Here is a 25,903-nt window from a genome sequence, read left to right on the forward strand (position 1 = left end):
CCCATCAGAGCCGCAAGAGCGCGGCGCGATAGTGCGCCAGCTCGGCAATCGATTCCTTGATATCGGACAGCGCTAGATGGGCGCCTTCCTTCTTGACCGCCTCGGCCACCTGCGGTGCCCAGCGCTGCGCTAGAATCTTCACCGTGCTGACATCCAGGTTACGATAATGGAAGAAGGATTCGAGTTGCGGCATCCAACGGGCCAGGAACCGGCGATCCTGACAGATGCTATTTCCGCATAGCGGCGAGGCCCCAGTCTTGCACCAGACCTCAAGGAACGCCAGTGTCTGTCGCTCGGCCGAGCGCTCGTCCTCGCTGCTGGCGCGCACCCGCTCGAGCAAGCCTGATTGGCCATGGTGGTCGCGGTTCCACTCGTCCATGGCCGCTAGCACATGCTCGGGCTGATGGATGGCGATCACCGGCCCCTCGGCGAGGATGTGCAAATGGGTGTCGGTCACCAGGGTGGCGATCTCGATGATCTGGTCGCGCAACGGATCAAGCCCGGTCATCTCCAGATCGATCCAGATCAGGTTCTCTTGGTTTACCACAATCACTCCACAGGGTTTGAAAGGCGGCTCGATGCCGCACTTGCATCAGTGAGCCTCAATCGCTCAAAGTCTCATTGCCCAACGTCACAGATTGACCACCGATCTTGCGGAGAATCTCATGATCCAACCATCCATGCCGAGCCTTGTCCTTGCATCACTCCTGACAGCCAGTCTCGGAGCCCAGGCCGAAGAGGCGGTCGACGCGCAAGCGCTAGTCGATCAGAACTGCACCAGTTGCCACGGCACCGAGGTCTACACGCGTGACGAGCGCCGCGTCGAGTCGCTCGACGCCTTGCACGGCCAGGTGCGGATGTGCGAACAAAACCTCGAGCTGACCTGGTTCGATGACCAGGTCGACGCCGTCACCACACTGCTCAACCGCAAATACTACAACTTCGAGCCTTGAGCCCAGGGTTGAGCGCGAACGGACGGCTCGCACATGCCTCGGCGGCGTCTCTCGGAGCGACAGATCACGCGCATCCAACACATTCAGGAGCGTCGCCGCAGTAAGGTCGAGGCGCGCGCCGCGCTTGCGCTCGACGAGATCGGCGACGAGGCCGCGCGCGATGGCCTCGTCGTCGTCCGCCACGGCGCCAACCTGATCGTCGAGGATCAGCAAGCGCACCGCCACCACTGCGTCACCCGACAGCACATCGGCCATCCTGTCTGCGGAGATCGGGTCGTTTGGCAACCCTGTGGCCCGCAGGCCGGCGTGATCACCGCGATCCACCCGCGCGATACCCTGCTCAGCCGACCCGACGCCAGCGGCGCCGAGAAGCCGCTCGCCGCCAATATCGGCCTGCTGATCGTCGTCGTGGCGCCACAACCACCACCGACCGGGTTCTTGATCGACCAGTATTTGGTCGCCGCAGAGCGCATCGGGGTCGCGGCGCTGATCCTCTGCAACAAGATGGACCTGCTCGATGAGACAGCGCGCGCGTGTTTTCTCGACGCGCTCCAGCCGTATGCCGAGATCGGCTATCCGCTGCTGCCCTTGAGTCTGAAGCACGACCCCAGCCTTGGCCCCCTGCGCCAGCGCTTTGCCGGCCACTGCGGGATCTTGGTCGGCCAATCCGGCGTCGGCAAGTCCTCCCTCATCCAGGCGCTGCTGCCCGATCTCGAGGTACAGATCGGCGCCTTATCCGGCGCTACCGGACTCGGCCGACATACCACCTCGACGGCCACCAGCTACCGGCTCGAGTCGGGCGGCCGGCTCATCGATTCCCCCGGCGTGCGCAGCTTTCGACTCGGCGCCATCGAACGCGCGGAATTGGAGCAGGGGTTCCCGGAGTTCCGGCCGTTCATCGGACGCTGCCGCTTCAGCAATTGTCAGCATCACCAAGAGCCCGAGTGCGCGATCCGCGCCGCCTGTGCCGAGGGCGCCATCGCGCCGACACGCCTACGCGCCTTCCATCAACTGGCCAAGACCATCACGCGCGGCGGCGCGCGGACTCAGGAGTGAGAGTGAGGCGGGGGTTCCGGCAAGATGATGTTGACCTCCAAGATCTCTTGGCTGTCCTCTTGCTCATAGCTCACCGACACCGCGTCGTTATCGACGGCGACATATTTACGGATCACCGCGACGATTTCCTCTTGTAATTTAGGCAGGTAAAAGGGGCGATCACGCGCGGCGCGGTCGTGCGCAACGAGGATCCGCAGCCGCTCCTTGGCAACGGAGGCCGACCCCTTGCCGGACTCGGAACTGTTGCGGAAATAGTCGATGAGACCCACCAATCACCCCCTAAATAATCGGCTGAACAACCCCTTCCGCTCTGGGTCCAGAAAACGTATCGATCGCTCCTCGCCCAGATAGCGGGCCACCATATCGCTGTAAGCCAGACCGGCATCGGACTCCTGATCCAGAATCACCGGATTGCCGGCATTGGACGCATTCAGGACGGCCTTGGATTCAGGGATGACGCCGAGCATGTAGAGCGCCAGGATCTCCTGCACATCCTCGAGCCCGAGCATCTCACCACGGGCAACCCGCTCCGGCGAGTAGCGCGTGAGCAACAGGAACTCACGGATCGGCTCCTGGTTCTCGAGCGCTCGCCGCGACTTGCTCGAGAGGATACCCAACATGCGATCGGAATCGCGCACCGAGGAGACCTCGGGGTTGGTCACCAACACCGCGTCATCGGCGTAATACATCGCCATCAGGGCGCCGTGCTCGATCCCGGCCGGCGAGTCGCAGACGATGTATTCATAGGTCTTGCCAAGCTCGTCAAGAACCTGCCCCACCCCCTCCTGGGTCAAGGCCTCCTTATCACGCGTCTGCGAGGCCGGCAGAATAAACAGGTTCTCGCATCGCTTATCACGAATCAATGCCTGATTCAGATTGGCTTCGCCGTTGATGACGTTGGCAAAATCATAGACCACTCGCCGCTCGCAACCCATGACTAGATCCAGGTTCCGCAGCCCGACATCAAAGTCGATGACCACCGTGCGATGTCCGCGCTGGGCGAGGCCCATGGACATGGCTGCGGCGGTCGTGGTCTTGCCGACGCCCCCTTTACCCGAGGTGATGACGATCGTTCTGGCCAAGTCGGACTCCCCTTGTGTGTGTTGATCTCGTGTGTTGACCCAATGGCAAAACCGCGTGCGAGCCACGACCACTAGGAGCCTGGCTACAGTGGCTCGATACGCAAGATCTCATGATCCAGGAACACCTGGATTCGGCAGCCTTTGAGCGCGGCCGGAATCTTATCGCTGACCCGATAGTGACCCGCGATGGAGACCAGCTCGGCCTGGAGGTCGGCGCAAAAGATGCGGGCCGTGGTATCGCCGTGCAGTCCGGCCATGGCGCGACCGCGCATGGGCGCATAGACATGGATATTGCCATCGGCCATCAGCTCGGCACCGGAATTGACCGGCGCAAGCACCGTCAGATCCCCGCCAGCGGCATAGACGCGCTGCCCGGAGCGCACCGGCCGATCGATCAGATGCGAGCCGGTCTCGATACCGACCGGCGGCTCAGCTGTCTGTCCGCTCACGGGGAGTTCCTCGACCTTGATCTCGGGCTCGCTCGCGGCCTGATTCGGCTTCACGGTGTCCGCCAAGATTGCAAGCTCCATCGCCTTGGCCGCTTCGTGCTGGGCGCCACCGCCGCCTCGGACACCGATCGGGATCATGCCCAATCCGCGCAAGAGACCGATCAGTTGCGGGAAGCCAACGTCCTCCTCCACCGAGGGCAAGGCACTGAGTTCGATGATCACCGGCGTGTGCGCGAAAAAGCCTGGCGCTTGCTGAACCTTCGGCCTCAGCTGCGCCTCCAGCGCATTCATATCCAGGCGCAACAACCGAATCACAGGCAGGGTGAACGCGGCCGCCTTCAGCTCGAAGGCAGGCCCGACGACACGGCTGGACTCAACACTCGGCGTCGCGTTGTCCGGCGATGCGGGGGTCAATGACATGATCTCAAGGCTTCTTGTTCCTGGGTCACCCTGGCGGCCACTGCAACGCACGCCCACCGATGAGATGAACATGCAGGTGATAGACGGTCTGCCCGCCACCGGCATTGCAGTTGATGACCGTGCGATAGCCGTGCTCGGCGATGCCCTCCTGCTCGGCGACCTTGGCGGCGGTCAGCAGCAGGCGGCCAAGCAGCTCGGCATCTTCGGCCTGGGCCGCGTTCAGCGTCGGGATCGGCTTGCGCGGGATCACCAACACATGCACCGGCGCCTGGGGATTGAGGTCGCGGAAGGCCACCACCGCATCGTCCTCGTAGACCAGGTCCGCCTCCACCTCAGCGTTCGCGATCTTGCCGAAAATCGTCTCAGACATGGGTCTCCTCCGCTTTCGGGTTGGTGTCGATCAAAGCCCCTGGCGGCCCGCGAATGCATGCGCCAGGGTGCCACCATCGACGAACTCAAGCTCGCCACCGAGCGGCACGCCGTGGGCGATCCGGCTCAGTCGCAGACGCGAGCCACGCGCCAGCTCGCTGATGTAGTGCGCGGTCGCCAGCCCCTCGACCGTCGGACTGATCGCCAGGATCGCCTCATCGAGCGCGGGCTCATTGAAGCGCGCCTCGAGCCGATCGAGGCCAAGCTCCTCGGGACCGATGCCATCGAGCGGCGACAAGCGACCACCCAGCACGAAGTAGAGTCCGTCGTAGTCCGTTGCCTGCTCGATGGCGACGATATCCGAAGGCTGCTCGACAATACAGAGCAGATTGACATTGCGGCGCGCGTTCGCGCAAATCTGACAACGGGGATGCTCGGTCAGGGTACGGCAACGCTCGCATCGCCCGATGCGCTCCATCGCTGCCGCCATCACCCGCGCCAGTTGGCGTCCCGCGTCGCGATCCCGCTCCAACAGATGAAAGGCCATGCGCTGCGCGGATTTTGGCCCGATGCCGGGTAAGCGCCGCAGCGACTCGATCAGCTGATTCAGCAGATTGGAATCGGACACCAGGGATCACCGTCAATGATGCCGGCCAGTGACCGACTCAGAACGGCAGTTTCATCCCGGGCGGTAACGGCAAGCCCGCAGTCAGCTCCGCCATGCTCTCCTGCGCCTTTTCGGCCACGCGTCGCGCCGCGTCATTGAAGGCGGCGGCGAGCAGATCCTCGAGCATCTCTTTATCGTCGCCCATCAACGTCGGGTCAACCTCGACGCGCTTCACCTCGTGGCGGCCGTTCATGGTGATCTTGACCATGCCCCCGCCGGCCTCGCCGATCAGCTCCTCGTTTGCCAATCGCTCTTGCGAGTTCTTCATCTCTTCTTGCAGCTTCTGGGCCTGCTTCAGCATCCCACCCAATCCATTTTTCATGGTTCAACCTCTCTCATCGATGATCAAAAAATCCGGCTCGGCCACGCTGGGACGACGCCGTCATCCACCTTCGGCCCCGACGCGCAAGGCCGTTAGCGTACCGGGTATCCACTCGCCCTCGAAGCGTTCGCGCAGCTGCTGTGCAACCGGGTCCGCCGCCAGGGTCTGTTGCGCCTCGGCCAATTGCCGGGCGTCGTCGCGCGCGCGCCGCTGCGCCGGGGTTTCCGCAGCGGGCGCATCCGTCGCGATCTCCAAACGGAGATCATCGCACGCCAAGGCCGTGGCCACGGCCGCTCCGAGCCGCTGCTCGGCGCCAGCGGTGCGCAGATGCAGATGACCGGGATCGAGCACCAACTGCAGCCGCGCTCCGTCCCAAGCGGCGAGCGCGCAATGGCGCGCTAATTCCAATGCCAGCCCCCCCAGATTCATACTCGCGACCAGACGCTCCCAATCAGCGGCCGAGTGCAACCCCTGCGGGCGAGGCGCGGCGGATGCCGGTGCCGGTGCCGATGCTGGTGCTGGTGACGACGGCGGGGGCGGATCAAGTCGAGCATCCGTTGCGCCCTGGCTCGCGGCATTGCTCGAAGCCCGGCCTTGGGAGGCCGGCCTGACGTCGGACGACGACCCAGAGCACGAGCCGGTCGCGGGCGACGAAGGCGGTGCCGTCGAAGACGAAGCCGGCGGCGCCAAACCGCTCTCCCCGACCGCAGCCGGGCGAAACGCGAGCGCGCGCAGCAGCACCATCTCGAGCCCGGCGCGCGGATCAGGCGCCAGGGCGAGATCGCCCTGCCCGGTCAGCAGGACTTGGTAATAGAGCTGCACATCCTCGGCAGCAAGCTGCCCGGCCAGGGTCTCCAAGCGCTGGTCGTCAGGGTCATCGCCCTTGAGCGTCGCCGGCACCTGCTGCGCCAATGCGATCCGGTGCAAGGCCGCGAGCAGATCCTCGAGCACGCTGGAAAAATCCGGCGTCAGCTCGGCGATGCGGCCGATCTCGGCGAGTACCCGCGCGCCATCGGCCAGCGCCAGCGCCTCCAACAGATCAAGCGTCAGCTCACCGCCGCCGGTGCCGAGCATCGCGCGCACGTCATCGACCGCCACCTGACCGGCGCCAAAGGCGATGGCCTGATCCAACAGGCTCAGCCCATCGCGCATGCTGCCATCGGCCGCGCGCGCGAGCAGGCGCAACGCCGGTTGCTCGAAGCCGATGCCTTCGGCCTCGAGCACGCCGACGAAGCGCTCGCGAATCTGATCCGGCAACAGCCGCTTCAGATTGAACTGGAGACAACGCGAGAGCACCGTCGCCGGCAGCTTCTGCGGATCGGTGGTGGCGAGCACGAACTTCACATGCGGCGGCGGTTCTTCCAGGGTCTTCAGCAGCGCATTGAAGCTGCTCGCCGAGAACATGTGGACCTCGTCGATCAGGTAGACCTTGTAGCGACCGCGTACCGGTGCGAAGGGGACGTTATCGAGCAGCTCGCGGGTCTGGTCGACCTTGGTGCGCGAGGCGGCATCGACCTCGAGCAGATCGACGAAACGGCCGGCATCGATCTCGGTGCAGGCCGAGCAGACTCCACACGGGGTGGGTCCGACGCCTTGCTCGCAGTTGAGCGTCTTGGCGAGGATGCGCGCAAGCGTGGTCTTACCGACGCCGCGGGTGCCGGTGAACAGGTAGGCGTGATGCAGCTGACCGCGCTCCAGTCCATTGATCAGCGCGCGCACCACATGCTCTTGGCCGACGAGATCGGCGAAAGACCGGGGACGCCACTTGCGCGCGAGGACCTGATAGGCCATGAGATCAGTTGCGGACGAGCCTGAGCACAGAGGACCATCCACGGCCGTTCAACGGCGGGCAGGGATGGGGGTGGCGAGCCGCGCCAGCCACACCCCGGCACACACATCCACCGCTGCGGCTGCTCCCTTCCGGGCCTGACCGAGTTCACGGTTTCGCGTTGCGAGGGGACCGGCGAAGCCCACCATTGACGGATGCCACTGGCCAACGACCGGCAGCAAGCGCACCAAGGTAGCAGTCACTGCCCGCTACCGCAAGCGTCGAGATGCGAATCCGGCGCGCATCGGGACGACCAACCGCCGTTGGTGTCGCTTGGGTGCCCACATGCACAGGCGCGAGCGGCGCCCGTTCTTGCTACTCTTTCCATCCTCACAGACCCCCCTACAGACCTCGACAAGGCCACCAACCACCGGGCGAGAGCACTGATGACGCAGAGGACAACAGACCCGAGCGCACAACATGGGAGCGCCACCCGAGTACCCAGAGGCCTGGGCACGAGCCTGATGCTCAACGCGCTGATGCTGAGCCTGTTCTTCCTCGTCACCGTGGGAGCGAGCGCCCAGCAGACGCCTGCGGAGGCTGCGCCGCGTGATCCCGATGCCAACCTCGACTCTGGCTCCGGCGCCGAGGGCGAGGATTCGGGGCTCCTGGAGCGCTCACTCGACAGCGCCGCCACGCTCTGGGAGCGTTCGACCCAGTCCGCCGACGGCTGGTGGCAACGCTCGCGCGAGGCCACGCTCGAGGCCTGGGATGGGGCTCAGCGCTCCCTGAACCCAGCTGACCCGCTGCCAAGCGCCAAGGTCTGGAAAGACTTGGTGCCAAAGCTCGAGGAGACGCTGCGCATCGAAGAAGAGCGCCCGCAACTCCCCGAGCGCGCCTGGATCGGGCGCGACCAGGGAGACGCCGATGCCGACATCAATGCGCTGCTCGACGCCTCGGTCGCCATCCTGTCACGCGCGCCAGTGCAAGACTACCGCGCGCGCATCGAAGCATTGCGCGCGCGGGTGGCAGCGGCACGCGCCGATATCGACCGCTTCCGACGCGCCCGTGTCGCGGCCCCAAGCGAGTCGCTGATCACGACCACGGTCAGTGGCTACAACGCGCGCATCGCCGAGCGCGAGGCCGATATCCGCGCGCGCCTAGCCGAACTCGAGCAGGTCAAGGCCGAGTTCGTCGGCGAACTGCGCGCGATGGGCCTCGAACTCAGCAACGATCAGGTCGATCTGTTGTTGGCGACCGTGGTTGGCGACAACCTCATCGATCTCGGTATCGTCTTCGATAACGTCAAGGCTATCACCCAGCAGCTCGAAACCCTGGTCGAAGAGAGTGGCGAGGATCTCGAGAGCGCAAGGCGCTATTACGGCATGTATGTGATCCTGCTGCGCGCGCTGGCGCGGATGCACAGCGATGTCGTCCAGGCGATCGACGAAGGCTACATCCCCGAGATCGAGGCCATCGCCGCGCGCGCCGCGCGCTTAAGCGAGGAGACGCGCGCGCTGATGCGCACGCAACCGGCCCGCGTCGAACTGTTGCGCAGCAACCTGCAAGCGCAGCAACTGACAATCGACGCCTCGGCGGTCTATCGCGAGTATCTGATCGAACAGCGCGCGCAGGTCGAGCGGGCCCGCTCGGCGCTCGCCAAGGATATCGACACCGCCTGGAATACCTATCAAACGGTGCGCGTCTCCGGCGAACTCGTCGACCTCGTGCACTCCAGCCAGAACCTGCTCGACGGCCTGCTCGAGCGCAAGGTGCCGCCGCTGCGGCCATTCCAGAACCTCGAGATGCAGCGCGAACTCGAGAAGCTGACGCATGAGCTACGCCGCTCAGAGGGTTGAGCGAGCGCATGCAGAGAAGCGCTCCGAGCGCATCGCAATCGGGTATTTTTTCTGTTCGTCAACGCAGGTTCTCCGGGCCAACCGTTTTGCCTTCTCCCCCTATGTGTGAACCAACAGCCACCGCCAGCCAGCTTCGCGCTGCACTCCTGTTCCCTGGGTCAGGCCGAGACCACAGGCGACGCCGTCCTCCAGCACGAGCAATCGGCGGCTGGCTGTTGATGCGCTGCCTCTTGATGGCCTTAGCGCTCGCGGCCTTAGCGTTCCCTGTCAGTGCCGATCCGCGCCCGACTGACAATGGCCCTCACCCGATTTCACCCAGCCCCCGTTCTGCCGAGGACTGGCTGGCGCACTACCGCACGCTCGCCGCCGCAGCGCCCGCGCACTGCCCGCCGCCGAGCATCCCGGCGCTCGACAGTCACGCTTCGGAACGCGCCTTCATCCTTGAGCCGCGCGCCGCTCAATCCCAGTCGCAACCTCTCATCGCTGCAATCAAAGACCCCATCGTCGAGCGTTTTATCGTTCTAGCCGAAGACACTGATGGCTGCATCCACGCGCATGAATCGGGCCGCTCGACACCCTTTGAGCAGCGCAGTCTCTCGAGTCCCTTTCCCAACACGCGGCTGCCGGCGGCCCTGGGTGTGACACCGGCGGTCGCCATCGTCATCGACCATAAATCGGTGCGGCCTTGGCTCGATCTCATGAGCGACGCCCGCTTCCAGCGCCTCAGCGAGCATCTCTGGATCGCGATCAGCATGTTCACCGGGATGCTCGCGACCCTGTTCGTGATCGCCCTGCTGATCACGCGCTATCAGCGCAGTCGCCTCACCCTCGCCTACCTCGCCTATGTCGTTGCCCTGCAGTTCTATCAGTTGCAGGCGCTTGGGCTGGGGGCGGCCTGGCTACCCTTCTGGCCTCCGCCGAGCGCGCATCATCTGCTCCAGGCCATCGCCGCTGGCACCGCCGTCATCGGCCTCGCCTTACTCGTGATCGCCTTCCTGCGCCCGCACGGGCACATTCGCTCGATCTTGATCACGAGTGTCGCCTTGAGTGCCGGCGGTTTCTATCTCTCCGCCTTCAATGCCGAGGCCTACCGCTTCGGCGCCGCCCTGCTGCCGTTGTTGGCGATCCTGGTCATCGTGCTGCTCGCGCGACGCTTGCGCGATGGCGAACCCGCCATGCGGTGGTTCGCCGCCGGTCTTGCCGCCGCCCTCGTCGGTGGCGGCATCCAGGCCACCGCCGTGGTCACCCAGGGGGCCTGGCTACCACCCATCGCCGCGTTCGCCTTCCCGTTCGGGAACGTGATCGAGTCGATCTGCTGGCTCATCGCCATCCTCATGCGCCTGAAGACCGAGAACTTGTCCCTGCAGCGGCGCCTCATCCACGAGGCCCATCATGACTCGCTCACCGGCATGCACAGTCGCGCCTCGATGTATGCGCACCTGGTCAAGGCCATTGCCGATGCCAAATCATCGACGCACCCCACCCCGGGCCTGATCTACACCGATCTCGGTGACTTCAGACGCATCAACGACCGCTTCGGCCAGGCGCGCGGGGATCAAGTTCTGCGCCAGTTCGCTGCCATCCTTTGCGAGCTTGGCTTCGAGGCCGATGCCATCGGCCGCTTCGGTGGCGATGAGTTCATGGTGCTGATGCCTCGGGATGCCCATTGGAGCCATACCGAAGGCGCGGCGGCGACCATCCTCGCGCGCTTTCGCGAGCCGATCAAAATCGATGACGACAGCGTGCTGATCAGGCCCGATATCGGCCTCCTGCGGATCACCGCCGATTACCAGAGCGTCGACGAGGTGATGCAGGATGTGAACCGCGCCCTGCGGGTGAGCAAGCAGCTTGGCGGTCGGCGCGCAATCCCCTTCGAGGCGCGGATGCGCGGGAACGCCGAGGCCCTAGACGCGCTGAAGCTGGCGCTCGAGGACGCCATCCGCACGCATCAGCTCGACCTGCACTATCAGCCGATCGTCGCGCTCGAGAGCATGTCGCCGGTGGGCTTCGAGGCCCTGTTGCGCTGGCAGCGTCCGAGCCAGAAAAGCATCAGCGTCGAGCAGGTCTTGACCGTCGCCGAATCGGCCGGACTGCTGGGCGCGCTGGGCGAGCGGATCATCGAGATGGCGCTCGCGCAGCTCGCCGACTGGCAGCGCCGGGGCGTCTGGTCGCCTGGGCTCTTCCTCAGCATCAATGTCTGCGAGCAACAGCTCATCGACGGGCGCTTTCTCGATGACCTGCATGGTGGCTTGCAAACGCATGGCATCGACGCCTGCGCGCTGCGGCTCGAACTCTCCGAGCGCTCCCTGGGCATGGACCTGGACTGGTCGCGCCTCGTGCTGCCGCGGCTGTTGAATCAGCACATCCTGCTCGGTGTCGACAACTTCGGCGCCGGCCTCGCCTCGCTGACCATGCTGACCGACCTGCAACCAGATTTCATTAAGGTCGACCGCAGCCTGATCGCCGCCCTCCCCAACCTGCCGCGCGCGCAGAATCTCGCGCGCATTGGCTGCCTGTTCGCCGCTCAGGTCGGCAGCCTTGCGATCGCCGAAGGCATCGAGACCACCGCGCAGCTCGACACCCTGCGCGAGCTTGGCTTCGAGCACGGACAGGGCCGCTTGATCGCGCCTCCGATGTCGGGAGCTGAAACCGCAGACTGGCTGCAGCTCGCCGCGCGCGCCCATGATCAGCCGTTGACCGAGAGTGCTTGGCAGATGAAGTTGCACTGAGCCATTAAGGCATCAGCACGTGCAGCGGCGCAAGGGCCAGCCCGATGACGAGCGCGATCAAGCAGGCAACCAGCATCAGCCGCAAGGCGCGGCGCAGATCCTCGGTATCCAGCTCGGCGGGCCAGTCGGGATCGCCCATATAGGCGTCATTGACCCGTTGGCCGGCATGCCAGATCGGCCCCACCAGTCGCACCCGAAGCGCACCCGCGCAGGCCGCCTCGCTCCAGCCTGAGTTTGGACTCGGCAGCATCGCGTGGTAGGTCTTGGCTGCAGGTAAGACCAGCCTCGGATGCTGGCGCAACAGCGCCGCCGCGAGCCCGATCACCAACACCGAGAGGCGCGCCGGCAGCCAGTGCACCAGGTCATCGGAGCGCGCCCCGGCCCAGCCGAAGTGGCGGTAACGCGCGTTCTTGTAGCCGACCATCGAATCCAGGTTCGAGACCACCTTGACCAGGATCAGCCCCGGCAAACCGAACAGGCACAGCGCCCAGAGCGGCGTCAACACGCCATCGGTGAGGTTCTCGGACAGGCTCTCGATGGTGGCGCGCACGATCCCGGCGCGCGGTAGGTGTTCGGTCTCGCGGCTGACCAGCTTCTGTAATTCGCGCCGGGCGGGGGCGAGGTCCTGAGGCTGACACTGATCCTCAGTCTGATCACCGGGCTGATCCTGAACCCGACTTGGGCGCTGATCCCGAAGCTGTCCCGGATGCAACCCTTCCAGTGCCCGCAATACGCGCCGCCCCTGCTGCAACAGATCACGCGAGCAGAGCAGACTATAGGCGATGAACAGATCCCAGCCGAACGCCAGCCAGGGATGCAGCAGGTCGAGCACAGCGCGCACCGCCCACCAGGCCAAGAGTGCGCCCCCAACGGTCGCGATCCAGAGCAGGCTGCCGCCGAAGCGTCCATCGAGCCCGAGGCGAAACAGCCAGCGCTCCCACAGCAGCGTCCAAGCGCCGAGTACGCGGATCGGATGCAGCCGATAGACCGGATCACCGAGCAGCGCGTCGAGCGCACAGGCGCCGAGGATCAACAGCAGGTGCGCGCTCAGGTCCATTTGCGCGCGAATCCCAAGGCGACGGCACGCGCCGCGAGCGCCCCCGGCGCCAGCCCGCGATGCGGCTGCAGGGCCTCGCGCAGCGCGGCAAACTGCTCCGGCGCAACCGCAACCGCCGCTGCCAGCAGCGTGGCCTGGTTGATCAGCGCCTCCTGCGTCACCTCGGCATGCAGCACGCCAGCGCGCACTAGGTCGATGATCTCGGCCAGCGCATAGGCGGCCGCCGCGCTCTGTGGATCATGGATCAGCGCGGTCAGATTGTGCGCGAACAACTCGGCGTCGGGCGCGGCCAGTTCGGCGCGGGCTTGTGCCCTCAGTTCGGCCTCATCGCAGCCATGGCGAGCCAATGCCCCGCAGATGGAGCGGCGCAGCTCGGCGCAGACCCCATTCTGCAGCAGGATGCAGCGGGTCACGGCGGCATGGGTCGCTCGCCCGAGCAATTCGCCTAGGCTGTTGTGGCCGCCGGCCCAATGCCGCTCCCACGGTGGTTCCCCCGGTGGTTCCCAATGTCGTTGCCCCTGTGGTTGCCAGTGTTGCTCCGAGTCGCCCGATCGCAACAGCGGCGCCGCGATCACCAGCTGATCGGTACCCGTGCCGGTCGCCAGTCCAGCCGATTGCAGGCTCGGCATGCGCAGATCGAGCAGCGCCGTGCTCTTGCCCTCGGTCACAACGGTCGCCGCCCGCGTCAGACAGGCCGGCGTGCAGGGCTGGTTGATGAAGACCAACAGCACAATGGTTCCAGAGCCGGTCTCATCCGGTGAATGCAACGGCCGAGCTACCGCAGGCTCGGCCATCGAGAGATCCTCTATGGCCACGCCATCCGGGTGGGCACCAGCACCAGCGTTGGCGTTGGCGTCGGCGTTGGCGTTGGCGTTGGCGTTGGCGTTGAGGTCAGCATCGGGGTTTGCATCGGCATCGGCTTTAGTGTCATCCGAACGACGGATGGGACGACTACCTTCGCGCTGCTCGTGCCAGCCTGCGGGATCACCGGCGCGGGTCGCGTTGCCCAACACACCAGCGGTCGCAACAACCGAGACACACAGTTCCTCATGCTCGGCCTGGGCAAGCACCGCGCACTGCATATTCGCTGCCGTTGACATCAGCGCCGTGGTCGCCGGCGGCAACTCAGCCTCGCTACAGGTCTGAACATGGAAGGCGTCCAGCCATGGCAGCGGCGATGAGGAAAGCCCATGGTGCCGATCGTGGGCAACACCTTCGCAGCTTTGATGGTTAGCCACATGGGTGAGATCCTCGCGCAACCCACCGTTGACCTTGCAGGTGCTCAGCACTCGATGCGGGCGCGTGAAGGCCGCCCAGAGATAGCGACCTTGGCGATAGAGGTGATAACGATTGGTCTCGCGCAGCAACATAGCTCGCCGATGATACCCGACCTGCGAGCGGACACCAGGTCGCTGGCGCTAGGCCGAGCGCGCCAAGGCCATTAGCTGATAGGGCTCGAGCAGCAGCTCTTGGGTAGCGATGATGGTCTGACCGGCCAACAGGTCAACCATGGTCTTGCGCATCCCCATCTGGCGCAGCCGGCGCGCCTCTAGGCGCTGTGGACGCTCGCTGAAGTTGCCGACCACGAAGACGGTGGACTGCTCGCTGGAGCGCAGGAAACCGAACACCTGACGATTGCCGGTATCCAGCAGCTCGGTGTCGCCGCGCGCGAAGGCGTGGTTATGACTACGCACCTGCAACAGGCGTAGCAGCCCCTGATAGACGCGCCCCGGCACCGTCTCGCGATCGCGACGTTGCTCGGCGCGCTCCCAATCGAAGGTGCTGCGGTGCAGCCAGCGCGAATCGCCGACCTTCTCGGCATCCTGATCGTAGCCGTAGTCGTTCAGGGTGGCGATCTCGTCGCCGAGGTAGATCAGCGGGATACCGCCAATCATGATGATGATGCCGTGGATCAGCAAGATGCGGCCGATCGCCAGCTCGAGTTCTGCGGCATCGTCCTGCTCCAGCGCCATCTCGAGCCCGGCCAGCGAGGCGCAGGTACCAGAGACGCGGGCGTTGCCAGTGGCCGGGTCCTCCTGGAACGGCGCACCCCGCGCGAAACTGCCCTCGAAGCGCCCGGTATAAAAGCGGGTCAAGAACAGGCGGTGTGAGTCGGGATCAAAACCGACCGCCTCGATATCATCATTGGCGAAGGCCCAGCCGATATCGTCATGGCAGCGCACATAGTTGACCCAGGCGCAGCCCGAGGGCACCGAGAAGCGGCTCCGCATGGCCCGCTGCAGGACGCGCACGTCGCGTGTTGCCAGCGCGTCCCAGAGCAAGGCCATCAACTGTGGATTATAGGAGAGCGGGCATTCATCGATACTGACGTACTCGCGCACCTCGTCCGGGTGCACGATGGCCTCGGATTTGAATACCATCGCCGGCGCGGCGATGCTGACCAAAGCATTGAAGGCCTGGATGATCCAATGCGCCTCGGGCAGGTTCTGCGAGTTGGTGCCGAGCCGCTTCCAGAGGAAGGCAACGGCGTCCAGGCGCAGGATCTCGACGCCCTGATTGGCCAGGAACAGCATCTCCTCGAGCATCCGGTTGAAGACCTCCGGATTCTCGTAGTTGAGATCCCACTGATAGGTATGGAAGGTGGTCCAGACCCACTTCTTGATCCGGGTCCGATAGGTAAAGGCGCCGGGATGATCCTCGCCGAAGACCTCAGGCATGGTTTTTTCGTACAGGTCCGGCAGCGTGCGATCGGGGAACAGCCGGTAGTAGCCCTGGCGAGCACGATCGCGGGCCAGGGCCGCGCGCGCCCATTCATGCTCGTCGCTGGTGTGATTGAAGACGAAATCGAGCGTCAACGAGATACCGTGGTGGCGCAGCTCGGTGGCTAGGTCGGCGAGATCCTCCATGGTGCCGAGCGCGGGGTCGACCTCGCGATAGCTGCTGACTGCGTAGCCGCCATCGTTGTCGCCATCGGGCGAGCGAAACACCGGCATCAGGTGCAGGTAGGTGATGCCAAGCTCAGTCAGGTACGGGATGCGCTCGCGCAAACCGGCGAGATCATCGCCAAACAGGTCGACGTAGCACATGGCGCCGACCATTCGATTAGATTGATACCAGTAGGGATCGGCGCCGCGCATCGCGTCCAGCGCCTTAAGCTCCGGCGAGCGCGCGATCCACATCTCGGTGGCCGAGGCGACGATGCTCTCGAGATGATAAAAGAAGTCGTAATAGCCCCCGTAGAGGCCATAGAGGCGTTTGAACAAGCGCGGAAAGTGGCGCTCGAGCCGCTCGCGGTAGCCGAGCCACTCGACCTCTTCGACATCGCTACTGAAGCGCTGCTCGAGGCGGGGTAGCAGACGCGCGAGGGAGCGGTCCGCCTGCTCGCGCACCCACTGTTCATCGTTGATCGGGGTCTTGTTATCCATGGATTCTTCGGTTGTGCGCGGTCCTGATGCGTGATTGACCTCGGCGACGGACAGGGAACCGTCGCCGAGGTCGACCAGAACGAGCGAGGGGCGTGGGTCGAGGACCGCCGTTTCAGTCGGTTGTATTGCCGCGACGGCGCAGCAACAGCATCGTCACGATGCCAGCCACGACGACAATGGCGACACTGATCAGCAAGGCATTGTCGTCGAGGAAGGCGAGACCAATGGCGCTCGCGATCATGAAGGCGCCGAAGAGTGACATCTTCCAGTCGAGATAGATGCCCGACAGCAAAGCGGAGAGCCCAAGGATATAGGCGATCACGAAGCCCTGCGTCTCGGCGTTGAGGAAGTTCGGGGTATCGCCCATGAACAACAGATTGATCACCAACAGCACCGCGCCCCAGTACAGCAGTTGCTTGGCGATATAGAGGCCCTTCTCTTTCGCGTCCTCGCCCGAGAAGCGCCATCCCCCCATCATCGACACCAGCGCCACGAAGGGCATGAACCATTTCCACAGCGAGGTTGCCTGTTCGGGCTGGGATTCGGTCATCGCAATCAGCACGAGAGAAGCGATGTACAGGGCCAGATAAGGCAGGCTGGGGATCAGCAGCTTGAGCCAGCTTGGCTTAGAGGCGGAATGAGCGTCGTTCATCGTGGATTCGGACACGTTGATATCTCCTCTGTAGGTGGGTTCTTGTGCAACGCACAACGCAGCGGACTTGCCCTTGGCGCTCGCAGGCTCGGGCTCGGGCGTCGATCGAGCAACCCTGAGCAAAGGCCGCAGTAAGCATAGTATCAACGCGGATAGGTGCCGGACCAACCAGCGCGGGCTCAGGCCGAGGCATGATCGGCTTCAATCGCCTCGAACATGCGCTCGTAGACCAACGGAAAACTATAGGCGACACGATTCCAGGACGGGATCAACTTCGCCTCCTGCGGCCCCTTGGTCTGCATCCAAGCATCCCAGAGAAAGCCGCGGAAGTAACCCGCAGCGGCCTCTTCCTGGTAGAGATCGTAAGCCAGGTCGTTCACATCGGCGTCGTAGCTGTATTTGCGCACATAGGTCAGCGCGGTTTGATAGTAGGTATGCAACAGCATGTCGACATAGGCGTCATCGAGCGGCACGCCGTGCGAGCGCATATAGGTCAGATAGAACTTGGCGATGTCGACCACCATCCGGTGCAGTCCCTTGGACGTGTCGTCCGGCGATAGCTCCTGATGCTTATGCTCATAGTTGGCCGTGAGATCGATCTGCGCGACCTGGCGCCGCGTCACCTGGTCGTAGACCTGTGACAGGGTCGCGACCTCGAGTCCCCAGTCGTAGGCGATGTTGAGCCCGCGCGCCAGATCCGAAGTGAAGCAGAACTCACCCGCGAGGGGATATTTGAAGCCGCGGTGATACTCGAAGAACCGCTGCAGCTCCGGCATCCCTTGGTTGCACATCACCCGCGAGAGGGTATCGACGAACGGGGTGACGAACAGGCGCGTCACCCGCCCCTTCATCGAACGCTCGCTCGGCGAGATCCGCGCATAGTACCCCTTGCAGAACTGGAAGGCGTTGTTCGGGTTGGCGACCGGCTCGATCAGCCGCCCGAGCATGGTGCGATCATAGGTGACGATATCGCAGTCATGCAGGGCGATGGTATGGGCCTCGCCACGCGCGAACAGGTAGCCTAGGGTCACCCAGACCGACTGCCCCTTGCCTTGTTGCCCGGTCGGTATCCCGCGCTCACCGAGTTCGCTCAGCAGCGCCTGAACGCGCGGTCCATCGACCCAGACCACCCGAACGCTGCAATCCGGACGTGCCAGGCGGTCAAAATACCGCTGCGCCTCGCGAAATTGTTCCTCTTCCGGCGCGCCCCCGAGCGCAATGACGATGCTGCGCAGATACCGCACCTCGGCAATCCGAGTGACGATGCGGTCGAGCACATCGCCGTTACTGATCTCGCTGAACAGCGACGGCAGCAACAGGCACATGTGATCATGCTTGGCGTGGGACTCGAGCTTGCGTTCGAGGTTGGTCAGATAGGCCGTGCGATCGAAGGCCTCGTGCAGCGCATGCAGCGTCGTGATCTGCGGCTCTTGGTGGAAATCGGCCATGCGCTCTCTCCTGGCGAGGATGCGGGGCGATCGGCCGCAAGGGCAGCCGGCCTGGCGAACCAGCCAGCTGTTTGGCCATCACGAGCGGCGCCAGCGCGCACTAGTCGTGAGCGATGGGCTTCTCGGTAAACAGATAATCCTTGAGTTCCTCGTCGAACTTCGGGTCTTGGCGCCGAATCCACTCGAGCACCATTGCCGCATGTTCCTTTTCCTCGTCGCGGTTATGGGCGAGGATGGCCTTGAGTTCGGCATCCTTGCAGACATCGACACGCTGGTTATACCAGTCCACGGCTTCCAACTCCTCCATGAGCGAGACGATGGCGCGATGCATATCGCGGGTGGCCTCCGACAGCTCAGCAACCGGCTCGTGATAACCCTCATTGGACATAATGCGTCTCCAAAGCAGGGGGTGCCGGCGCGCGACAGCCCCGATGAATGATCAGGATCAGGAGCCAAGCATGCTTGCCGCTCCTGTCCGTGCATTGTCCGAGCCCAGCGCGAAAAATACAACGTGCACTGCGACCCCATTGAACTACGCCATCGATCGCTCAAGCCCTCATTCAGGAGAAGGCGCTCGGGTCCAGCGCCAGCCCCGAGGTGCCGCCCCCGCTGCTGCCTCCTGCCGCGCCGCGACCGGCGGTGCCGAGCGAGATCAGCACCCGAGCCTCGCGCGGCAGCACATCGACCTCGGCGCCCGAGGCGATCAGTTGCTCGGTCTCCATCACCTCCATCAGCGCCGCCAGTGTTTCCGGGTCCTCGCGGGCGATCTCGTTGAGGGCCTCGCCGACCACGCGTGGCCGCGTCGCGGTGGCCTCGGCCATCTTCTGCGAGACCTTGAACGCGGTCTCGCTCTTGATCAGGCCGACGCGGTTCTCGCCGTCCTGCTTCATCGCGCTGGTGACCTGGATCAAGCGCTTGACCACCTTCTCGGTGATGTTGTCGACCATTTGCCGATCGGTGAAGGCCACCTTGCGGATATACACCGAGCCGAGTTTGTAGCCCCACTTCTCCGACAGCGGCGAGACTGTCGCGCGCACCTTGCGGCTGAGCTGATGGCGGTCCTCGAGCATCTTGTCCATCTCGAGGTTGGACAGGGTCGAGATCGTCGAGCTAGCGACATTGGCCTGCAGCGAGCCCTCGGGATTGGCGTTGGTGAACAGATAGTCCACCGGATCGCAGACCTGCATCTCGTACCAGATGCCGACCCCCATGGGCGTGCCCTCCTCCGAGTTCACCATCAGATCGCGCAGGTAATACTGACGCAGCTTGGTGTTCACCAGTTCACGATTGCCGAAGAAGGCCACCAACAGCGCCTTGGGACCAAAGTAGAGGATCGGGAAACGCAAGCCGGGCTCGTCGAGGGTGCCGATCACCTTACCGAAAAGGGTGAACACCTGTGACTCACGCTCGCGCACGATCGCATAGAGGCCGAAACGCCGAGCCACGCCCAGCAGGACCGGGATCGCGGCAAGGCCGAACAGGAAGGCAAGCAACGGGGAGAATTCGGAGATAGGCATGATCGTGCTCCTCAGCGAGACCGCTGCTCGGCATCCTCCGACGCTGGCCCCACAACCTGAACGATACGCTTGGCCTGCTTCAGCAGCGGGATGCGCATATTGCGGATATAAGCGCGCAAGGCCGCGCCACCGCCGGTGCGTTTGATGCCCATCAGGGTCGCCGCCAGTTCGCGCAGCGGCGCGACCTCGGCCTGGGCATTATTGCTGGCGATGTCGACCGCGCGCTTGCTCATGGTGATCTGCTGCTCGGCATCGGCGCGCGCGGTACTGATATCGGCGGCCACCTGGTTGCGGGTGCTGTTGATCGCCGAGAGCGCCCGGTCCACCTCGCTGGGCGGGTCGATCTGAGTGATCAGCGCCGCGTCGAGTTCGATCCCATAACGCGCGCCGGTCGAACGGCATTGGGTCTCCATGTAGTCGTTCAACAGCGGGAGATTCTTGCGCAGATCGTTGATCGAGACGCCCTCGGTCAGCTCGACCGTGGCGCTTGCCTCCTCGCCGGCGACATCACCGGTATCGACCAGGCTTTGGCCCTTGGGATCGACGAAGTTGGCGATGCGCTCGCGCAAGACCGCGATGAAATACCCCATCACATGCTCGAGGGGGCTATCGACGCCGAAACAGTAGGCATAGAGATTGCTTTCGGCGACGCGAAAACGGATCTGGCCATCGACGCCTGTGGTCAGGTTGTCCTTGGTCACGGCCTCGATCGTGCTTTGGCGCTTGGTCGGATCCCAGGTCAGGTCGATCGACTGGGTGGCAATATCAACCTTGTACACAGCTTGCCAAGGCCATTTGAAGTACGGTCCACCGGGCCCGATCACGCGCAACTGCGGGAAGCGGTAACGCTCGCGCTCGTCCTCATTGAGATGCGCGTCGGCCACCCATTGGTCACCGAGGCGAACCGCGCGGCCGAATGAGGTCAGCACCGCCCGTTCATTGGGCTTGACGGTGTAGAGGGCTCGAATGAAAACCTTGAAGGCGATATAGACGAAGAGCCCCAAAAGAAAGGCGAGTAACAGCATCGAGCCCCCCTGTTGCTGATGGCACAGCCGTGATAACGATGATTCGGGACGGTCGGCCTCCTCGCGGAACGCTCGTGCTGAGCGGGCTCCTCGCCCACAAGCATGGCGTCATCGCGCTTGTGATAAGGCGCGCTCGCCGGCGAAGGCGGTTCGCTGAACACGATCCGCTCCGAATCCGGCGGATCCTCCAGCGCCGCGAGTAACGGCCGATCGCGCTGGTAGATGTCATCGCGAAAGGCGATACGGCCCATCGCATCGGCACGCGCGGTCAGATAGTAGAGCAAGATCGGCAGATGCTCATCAAGATGGACATAGCGCGTGCGCCCTCGCGCCAGTACCCGCTCGATCGCGCTCGCATCCCAGGTCGGATCATCCAGTAGTTGCTGGGCAAGCTGCAGCGGCTCTTCGACGCGCACGCAGCCATGGCTGTAAGCGCGCCGGTTGTGCTTGAACAGGTGGCGACTCGGGGTATCGTGCAGATAGATGGCGTGACCATTCGGGAACATGAACTTGACCCGCCCCAGCGCATTCTTCGGCCCGGGCTCCTGCACCAGTCGGTAGCGCCGATGGTTGGTCGGATTGGTGGGATAGACCCGGCGACCGCTGCGGCGATCGATGACCCGATAATCGCGAGAGACGCCGCGCATCCGTTGTTGAATCGAGCGTGGCACCGACCAAGTCGGATTGAACACCAGATGTTCGATCTCGTCGCGGAACATCGGCGTCTGGGTCTGGTCCGTGCCGACCACGGCGCGCGTGCTCCAGACCGGCTGATGATCGCGCACCAACGCCAGTTGATAAGCGGCGATGTCGACCAGCAGATAGTCCGCTGGAAGCGCATGATAGAGCCAGCGCATGCGCTCCAGATTGGCGCGGATGACCACGAGGCGCTCATCCAGCGGATGATTGAGCGCCGCGAGCGTGCGTGGACCAATGACGCCATCCCGCGCCAAGCCGGAACGCGCCTGGAATGCGAGCAGGGTCTCGTAGAGCGCCCTGTCGTAGATATCCGGCTCGGCCACAGGCGGAACCTCATGCCCCTCCAACAGCGCGAGCCGTTCTCGAATCTGGGGCAGACGCCCATCGCGCATGCCGATCCTGAGGTTGTTGCCGGCCGGGATCGGCGTCCAACCGCCCTGCTCGCGCAGCCGCTCATCAAAGGCGCGATAGCGCGTGTAGCCTTGCCTTAGCTCCTCGTAGAAGGGGGCATGGGGCAGCACCGCCGCGACGGCGGCGGAGAAATCGGCGGCGGCCAGGATGTGGTGCATCTCATCCTGCAAGGCCGCCGCATCGATCGAATCGACAAAGGTCCAGTCAGGATCGATCCGCTTCGGATTGTGCTTTCCATACTGCAGATGATGCAGGTAGCGCAGCAAGGCGTCGCTGAGGAGCAGGTCGGCACGCCAGCGCGCGAGCGTATCCTGCGCGGCGCTCGGCTCGAGCCTCGCCTCGGCCAGCACTGTTTGAATCGCCTCGGCGTTGAAATCCTTTGGCGCTAGCCCGTGCGTGACGCTGGTCTCCGCGAGCGCGAGCATCGCCTCTGCTTGCGGGACGCTCCAGGCATGCTGGAACTGGCGTTGCGCATAGAATTCGAGCAACAGGCGGGGAGAGAAGAGCGCTAACTCGGGCATCGCCTGATCGAGCAATGCGCTTCGCCGTTGGGCTTCGCGCTCGTCAAACGCTGGCTTCTCGAGTGCGGCGCTCGCCCCGAAGGGGTCGGCCGACAGGACTGGCGCGGCCTGACCCGAAGTGGAGATGCCAGCAACACCCAGCGAGGCCCACAAAGCGCCGAACAACAGGGTGCCGCGAAGAGGTTGCGCGATGATTGACATCGGCCACATCCGGCAAGCGCTGCCGGAGCGCGAGTCGGCGTTAGGTCTCCCCAATGAGCTGCACGCGACCGTGCTCATCGACGGCCTCCATACGCACCTCGAAGCCCCAGAGGCGGCGGATATGCCGCAGCATCTCCTCCACCGAATCACCAAGCGGGCGCCGGTTGTAGCGAAAATGGCGCAGCGTCAGCGAGCGATCACCGCGCACATCCACATTATAGACCTGGATATTAGGCTCACGACTGCCAAGGTTGTATTGATCGGCCAGGCGTTGGCGTAACTGGCGATAGCCGGTCTCTTCATGGATCGCGGTGATCTCCAGGGTGTCCTCGCGGTCGTCATCGGAGACGGCGAACATCCGAAACTCGCGCATCAGATGCGGCGAGAGAAACTGGGCGATGAAGCTCTCATCCTTGAAGTTGCGCATCGCGAAATCCAGCACCTTGCGCCAGTCCTGATCGACCATGTCCGGGAACCAGTCGCGGTCTTCGTCGGTGGGCTCCTCGCAGATGCGGCGGATGTCGCGCATCATCGCGAAGCCGAGCGCGTAGGGATTGATGCCGCTGTAATAGGGCGAATCGAACGGCGGCTGATAGACGACGTTGGTATGCGATTGCAGCACTTCCATCATGAAGCCGTCGCCAACGAAGCCTTCATCGTAGAGCTGATTGAGCAGCGTGTAATGCCAGAAGGTGGCCCAACCCTCGTTCATCACCTGGGTTTGGCGCTGCGGATAGAAGTATTGCGCGACCTTGCGCACGATGCGCACGATCTCGCGCTGCCAGGGCTCGAGCAACGGCGCGTTCTTCTCGATGAAATAGAGCAGATTTTCCTGCGGCTCGCCCGGAAAATGGCGTTCGTTGAGACCGCCGTCCTCCTTATCGGCGAACGGCAGGGTTCGCCATAGATCATTGATCTGAGATTGCAGATAAGATTCGCGCTCGGATTGCCGGCGCTTCTCCTCGGCCATCGACAGCGGCGCTGGTCGCCGATAACGATCCACGCCATAGTTCATCAACGAGTGGCAGGAGTCGAGCAGCAGCTCGACCTCTTCGGTACCGTATCGCTCCTCGCACTCGGCGATGTACGAGCGGGCGAAGACCAGGTAGTCGATGATGGCATCGGCGCTGGTCCAGGTCTGGAACAGGTAGTTGCCCTTAAAGAAGCTGTTGTGGCCATAGCAGGCATGCGCGATCACCAGCGCCTGCATCGGCATCGAGTTCTCTTCCATCAGGTAGGCGATACAGGGATCGGAGTTGATCACGATCTCGTAGGCCAGGCCCATCTGCCCGCGCCGATAGGTCTGCTCGGTGGCGACGAACTGCTTTCCGTAAGACCAGTGATGGTAGTTGATCGGCAACCCAACGGATGAATAGGCATCGATCATCTGCTCCGAGGAGATCACCTCAACCTGGTTGGCATAGGTATCCAGGCCAAACTCGTCTTGCGCGATCCGCCCGATCTCTTGATCGAAGCGCTTCAGTAACGGGAAAGTCCATTCCGAACTCTCGGAGATGATGCAATTGCTTGCCATATCGGAAACTAGGCCTCTTGCCGTTTGAATAGCTCACGAAAGACCGGGAAGATATCGTCGGCCCCGTTGATCTCCTCCATCGCGAAGTGAGCATACGCCGCCTTCACATCTTGATAGGCATACCAGAGACTTTGATGCTGACGCGGAGTGATCTCGACATAGGCGTAATAACGCAGCAGCGGCAGCAAATTCTGGATCAGCAGGTCGCGGCAGATAGTCGAATCCGAATCCCAGTTATCGCCATCCGAGGCCTGCGCGGCATAGATATTCCAGCTCTCGGAGTCATAGCGCTCCCGAACCACCTCATCGGCGAGCTGCAACGCGCTCGAGACCACGGTGCCGCCAGTCTCGCGCGAGTAGAAGAACTCCTGCTCATCGACCTCTTGCGCAATGGTGTGATGGCGGATGAAGACCACCTCGATCTGATCGTAATTGCGCTGCAGGAACAGATACAGCAGGATAAAAAAGCGCTTAGCCAAATTCTTGCGCACCTGATCCATCGAGCCCGAGACATCCATGATGCAGAGCATCACCGCCTTGCTGGTCGGCTCCGGCAGCTTGGTGAACGACTGATAGCGCAGATCGAAGGTATCGATGAAGGGCAAGGCGGCGATGCGCGTCTTCAGGCGATCGATCTCCTCGCGCAACGCGATGACCTGGGCATCGGTCTCCTCGGCGCCGGCGGCCAGGAGCGCGGCCAGCTCCTCCTCGAGTTCCCGGATACGCCCGCGATGGGGCGCGCCGAGCGCCGTGCGCCGGGCGATGGCACCGCGCAACGAGCGCACCACGTCGATGTTGGTCGGCGCGCCTTCGGTGGAATAACCCGCCCGCACGGTCTTGAACTCGGTGGTGCCGATGAGTTGATTGCGCACCAGATTCGGCAGCTCAAGATCGTCGAAGAGCAGATCGAGGAATTCCTCGCGCGAGAGTTCGAAGACGAAATCGTCCTCGCCTCGGCCACCGCGTCCAGCCTGGCCCTGCCCAGCACCCTGCCCCTCGCCGCCCTCGGGGCGCCGCACCCGGTCTCCAGCCTCGAACTCCTTGTTACCGGGATGGACCATGTCGCGCTGCCCACCCGAACCATGGTGGAACTGCGGCTCCGAGATGTCCTTGGACGGGATGCCGACCTGCTCGCCGCCATCAATATCGGTGATGCTGCGCCGGTTGACCGCGTCGGACGCAGCCCGCTTGAGCTGCGTCTTGTAGCGGCGCAAGAAGCGCTGCCGATTCACGGTGCTCTTGTTCTTGCTGTTCAGCCGGCGATCGATGAAGTGGGACATAGGTTGGCGCGTGATTCCGGTTGCTCGGGCCTCGAGTCGCGTGCGGGCAGCGCCGCGCTACTGCGACTTGCGCACCCGTAGATACCATTCCGAGAGCAGGCGAACCTGTTTCGGGGTGTAGCCCTTCTCGACCATGCGGTCGACGAACTGCTCGTGCTTCTTCTTGTCGTCGCTCGAGGCCTTGGTGTTGAACGAGATCACCGGCAACAGCTCCTCGGTGTTCGAGAACATCTTCTTCTCGATGACGACGCGCAGCTTCTCGTAGCTGGTCCAGCGCGGGTTGGCGCCGTTGTTGTTGGCCCGAGCACGCAACACGAAGTTGACGATCTCGTTGCGGAAGTCCTTCGGGTTGGAGATCCCGGCCGGCTTCTCGATCTTCTCGAGTTCTTCGTTCAGTGAGCCGCGATCCATCATCTCGCCGGTGTCCGGATCGCGATACTCCTGATCCTGAATCCAGTAGTCGGCGTAGGTCACATAGCGGTCGAAGATATTTTGGCC

23 protein-coding genes, 1 other RNA gene and 1 pseudogene are annotated in these 25,903 nt (G+C 63.6%); 4 read left to right on the plus strand and 21 right to left on the minus strand.

The window, feature by feature from the left end:
* Positions 1–4: 4 nt before the first annotated feature.
* Positions 5–550, minus strand: a complete 546-nt coding sequence (orn, locus tag AC54T3_RS10785; protein WP_496624650.1) for an oligoribonuclease — start codon at positions 548–550, stop codon at positions 5–7.
* Between the two features lie 115 nt (positions 551–665).
* On the opposite strand from orn, the gene AC54T3_RS10790 reads away from it, so the two are divergent.
* Both AC54T3_RS10790 and rsgA read left to right on the plus strand, forming a co-directional pair.
* The gene (locus AC54T3_RS10790) at positions 666–953 is read left to right on the plus strand and encodes a cytochrome c (protein WP_496624613.1); all 288 of its coding nucleotides are present in this window, start codon (positions 666–668) and stop codon (positions 951–953) included.
* A gap of 33 nt (positions 954–986) precedes the next feature.
* Positions 987–2,009, plus strand: a complete 1,023-nt coding sequence (gene rsgA, locus AC54T3_RS10795; RefSeq protein WP_496624614.1) for a ribosome small subunit-dependent GTPase A — start codon at positions 987–989, stop codon at positions 2,007–2,009.
* On the opposite strand, the gene minE is transcribed toward rsgA, so the two are convergent.
* The 8 genes from minE to ffs form a co-directional block, all read right to left on the minus strand.
* Complete coding sequence (minE, locus tag AC54T3_RS10800; protein ID WP_496624615.1) at positions 2,000–2,278, minus strand: cell division topological specificity factor MinE; 279 nt, start codon at positions 2,276–2,278, stop codon at positions 2,000–2,002. The genes rsgA and minE overlap by 10 nt on opposite strands.
* Positions 2,279–2,281: 3 nt before the next feature.
* Positions 2,282–3,091: a septum site-determining protein MinD gene (gene minD, locus AC54T3_RS10805; protein ID WP_496624617.1), complete on the minus strand. Its 810-nt coding sequence runs from the start codon at positions 3,089–3,091 to the stop codon at positions 2,282–2,284.
* Between the two features lie 83 nt (positions 3,092–3,174).
* On the minus strand, positions 3,175–3,960 hold the full coding sequence (minC, locus tag AC54T3_RS10810; RefSeq protein ID WP_496624619.1) for a septum site-determining protein MinC: 786 nt from the start codon (positions 3,958–3,960) through the stop codon (positions 3,175–3,177).
* Between the two features lie 25 nt (positions 3,961–3,985).
* Positions 3,986–4,330 (minus strand): histidine triad nucleotide-binding protein, encoded by a 345-nt coding sequence (locus AC54T3_RS10815; protein WP_496624620.1) that lies wholly within the window; start codon positions 4,328–4,330, stop codon positions 3,986–3,988.
* A gap of 30 nt (positions 4,331–4,360) precedes the next feature.
* Positions 4,361–4,957, minus strand: coding sequence for a recombination mediator RecR (recR, locus tag AC54T3_RS10820; protein ID WP_496624622.1), 597 nt, complete (start codon positions 4,955–4,957; stop codon positions 4,361–4,363).
* 37 nt (positions 4,958–4,994) lie between these two features.
* Positions 4,995–5,318, minus strand: a complete 324-nt coding sequence (locus tag AC54T3_RS10825) for a YbaB/EbfC family nucleoid-associated protein (protein WP_496624623.1) — start codon at positions 5,316–5,318, stop codon at positions 4,995–4,997.
* A 60-nt stretch (positions 5,319–5,378) separates the two neighbouring features.
* Positions 5,379–7,109, minus strand: a complete 1,731-nt coding sequence (dnaX, locus tag AC54T3_RS10830) for a DNA polymerase III subunit gamma/tau (RefSeq protein WP_496624625.1) — start codon at positions 7,107–7,109, stop codon at positions 5,379–5,381.
* A 78-nt stretch (positions 7,110–7,187) separates the two neighbouring features.
* An RNA gene (ffs, locus tag AC54T3_RS10835) (signal recognition particle sRNA small type) lies at positions 7,188–7,284 on the minus strand.
* Positions 7,285–7,610: 326 nt separating this feature from the next.
* Between ffs and AC54T3_RS10840 the strand changes: the two genes are divergently transcribed.
* The gene (locus tag AC54T3_RS10840) at positions 7,611–8,945 is read left to right on the plus strand and encodes a hypothetical protein (protein WP_496624626.1); all 1,335 of its coding nucleotides are present in this window, start codon (positions 7,611–7,613) and stop codon (positions 8,943–8,945) included.
* A 233-nt stretch (positions 8,946–9,178) separates the two neighbouring features.
* Complete coding sequence (locus AC54T3_RS10845) at positions 9,179–11,674, plus strand: putative bifunctional diguanylate cyclase/phosphodiesterase (RefSeq protein ID WP_496624627.1); 2,496 nt, start codon at positions 9,179–9,181, stop codon at positions 11,672–11,674.
* Positions 11,675–11,678: 4 nt separating this feature from the next.
* On the opposite strand, the gene AC54T3_RS10850 is transcribed toward AC54T3_RS10845, so the two are convergent.
* The 12 genes and pseudogenes from AC54T3_RS10850 to AC54T3_RS10905 form a co-directional block, all read right to left on the minus strand.
* Positions 11,679–12,731 carry a cobalamin biosynthesis protein CobD/CbiB gene (locus AC54T3_RS10850; RefSeq protein ID WP_496624629.1) on the minus strand — a complete coding sequence of 351 codons (1,053 nt, stop codon included), beginning with the start codon at positions 12,729–12,731 and terminating at the stop codon, positions 11,679–11,681.
* Positions 12,722–14,101, minus strand: coding sequence for an adenosylcobinamide amidohydrolase (locus AC54T3_RS10855; protein ID WP_496624630.1), 1,380 nt, complete (start codon positions 14,099–14,101; stop codon positions 12,722–12,724). Before AC54T3_RS10855 ends, AC54T3_RS10850 begins: the two co-directional genes overlap by 10 nt.
* Before the next feature lie 48 nt (positions 14,102–14,149).
* Positions 14,150–16,117, minus strand: a complete 1,968-nt coding sequence (locus AC54T3_RS10860) for an alpha-amylase family glycosyl hydrolase (protein ID WP_496624631.1) — start codon at positions 16,115–16,117, stop codon at positions 14,150–14,152.
* Positions 16,118–16,229: 112 nt separating this feature from the next.
* Positions 16,230–16,892 carry a hypothetical protein gene (locus AC54T3_RS10865; RefSeq protein ID WP_496624632.1) on the minus strand — a complete coding sequence of 221 codons (663 nt, stop codon included), beginning with the start codon at positions 16,890–16,892 and terminating at the stop codon, positions 16,230–16,232.
* A 56-nt stretch (positions 16,893–16,948) separates the two neighbouring features.
* Positions 16,949–18,217 (minus strand): glycosyltransferase family protein, encoded by a 1,269-nt coding sequence (locus tag AC54T3_RS10870; protein WP_496624633.1) that lies wholly within the window; start codon positions 18,215–18,217, stop codon positions 16,949–16,951.
* A gap of 100 nt (positions 18,218–18,317) precedes the next feature.
* Entirely contained in the window at positions 18,318–18,605 is a 288-nt protein-coding gene (locus AC54T3_RS10875) for an encapsulin-associated ferritin-like protein (protein WP_496624634.1), read from the minus strand.
* A 172-nt stretch (positions 18,606–18,777) separates the two neighbouring features.
* Positions 18,778–19,734, minus strand: coding sequence for an SPFH domain-containing protein (locus AC54T3_RS10880; protein WP_496624636.1), 957 nt, complete (start codon positions 19,732–19,734; stop codon positions 18,778–18,780).
* An 11-nt stretch (positions 19,735–19,745) separates the two neighbouring features.
* A complete protein-coding gene (locus AC54T3_RS10885) occupies positions 19,746–20,759 on the minus strand; it encodes an SPFH domain-containing protein (RefSeq protein ID WP_496624637.1) in 1,014 nt (337 codons plus the stop codon).
* Complete coding sequence (locus AC54T3_RS10890; protein WP_496624639.1) at positions 20,657–22,591, minus strand: L,D-transpeptidase family protein; 1,935 nt, start codon at positions 22,589–22,591, stop codon at positions 20,657–20,659. Before AC54T3_RS10890 ends, AC54T3_RS10885 begins: the two co-directional genes overlap by 103 nt.
* A 40-nt stretch (positions 22,592–22,631) precedes the next feature.
* Positions 22,632–24,125 carry a SpoVR family protein gene (locus AC54T3_RS10895; RefSeq protein ID WP_496624641.1) on the minus strand — a complete coding sequence of 498 codons (1,494 nt, stop codon included), beginning with the start codon at positions 24,123–24,125 and terminating at the stop codon, positions 22,632–22,634.
* Positions 24,126–24,133: 8 nt separating this feature from the next.
* On the minus strand, positions 24,134–25,405 hold the full coding sequence (locus AC54T3_RS10900; protein ID WP_496624642.1) for a YeaH/YhbH family protein: 1,272 nt from the start codon (positions 25,403–25,405) through the stop codon (positions 24,134–24,136).
* Between the two features lie 57 nt (positions 25,406–25,462).
* Positions 25,463–25,903 (minus strand): annotated as a pseudogene (locus AC54T3_RS10905) (PrkA family serine protein kinase); the annotation flags it as partial.

This window comes from Halochromatium sp. NSM3 (assembly GCF_059621085.1).

Coding starts and splice junctions, on each gene's coding strand:
- AC54T3_RS10790 (WP_496624613.1), top strand. CDS start 666: ATGATCCAACCATCCATGCCGAGCCTTGTCCTTGCATCACTCCTGACA.
- rsgA (WP_496624614.1), top strand. CDS start 987: ATGCCTCGGCGGCGTCTCTCGGAGCGACAGATCACGCGCATCCAACAC.
- minC (WP_496624619.1), bottom strand. CDS start 3,960: ATGTCATTGACCCCCGCATCGCCGGACAACGCGACGCCGAGTGTTGAG.
- AC54T3_RS10815 (WP_496624620.1), bottom strand. CDS start 4,330: ATGTCTGAGACGATTTTCGGCAAGATCGCGAACGCTGAGGTGGAGGCG.
- AC54T3_RS10825 (WP_496624623.1), bottom strand. CDS start 5,318: ATGAAAAATGGATTGGGTGGGATGCTGAAGCAGGCCCAGAAGCTGCAA.
- dnaX (WP_496624625.1), bottom strand. CDS start 7,109: ATGGCCTATCAGGTCCTCGCGCGCAAGTGGCGTCCCCGGTCTTTCGCC.
- AC54T3_RS10840 (WP_496624626.1), top strand. CDS start 7,611: ATGCTCAACGCGCTGATGCTGAGCCTGTTCTTCCTCGTCACCGTGGGA.
- AC54T3_RS10845 (WP_496624627.1), top strand. CDS start 9,179: ATGGCCTTAGCGCTCGCGGCCTTAGCGTTCCCTGTCAGTGCCGATCCG.
- AC54T3_RS10850 (WP_496624629.1), bottom strand. CDS start 12,731: ATGGACCTGAGCGCGCACCTGCTGTTGATCCTCGGCGCCTGTGCGCTC.
- AC54T3_RS10855 (WP_496624630.1), bottom strand. CDS start 14,101: ATGTTGCTGCGCGAGACCAATCGTTATCACCTCTATCGCCAAGGTCGC.
- AC54T3_RS10860 (WP_496624631.1), bottom strand. CDS start 16,117: ATGGATAACAAGACCCCGATCAACGATGAACAGTGGGTGCGCGAGCAG.
- AC54T3_RS10870 (WP_496624633.1), bottom strand. CDS start 18,217: ATGGCCGATTTCCACCAAGAGCCGCAGATCACGACGCTGCATGCGCTG.
- AC54T3_RS10875 (WP_496624634.1), bottom strand. CDS start 18,605: ATGTCCAATGAGGGTTATCACGAGCCGGTTGCTGAGCTGTCGGAGGCC.
- AC54T3_RS10880 (WP_496624636.1), bottom strand. CDS start 19,734: ATGCCTATCTCCGAATTCTCCCCGTTGCTTGCCTTCCTGTTCGGCCTT.
- AC54T3_RS10885 (WP_496624637.1), bottom strand. CDS start 20,759: ATGCTGTTACTCGCCTTTCTTTTGGGGCTCTTCGTCTATATCGCCTTC.
- AC54T3_RS10890 (WP_496624639.1), bottom strand. CDS start 22,591: ATGTCAATCATCGCGCAACCTCTTCGCGGCACCCTGTTGTTCGGCGCT.
- AC54T3_RS10895 (WP_496624641.1), bottom strand. CDS start 24,125: ATGGCAAGCAATTGCATCATCTCCGAGAGTTCGGAATGGACTTTCCCG.
- AC54T3_RS10900 (WP_496624642.1), bottom strand. CDS start 25,405: ATGTCCCACTTCATCGATCGCCGGCTGAACAGCAAGAACAAGAGCACC.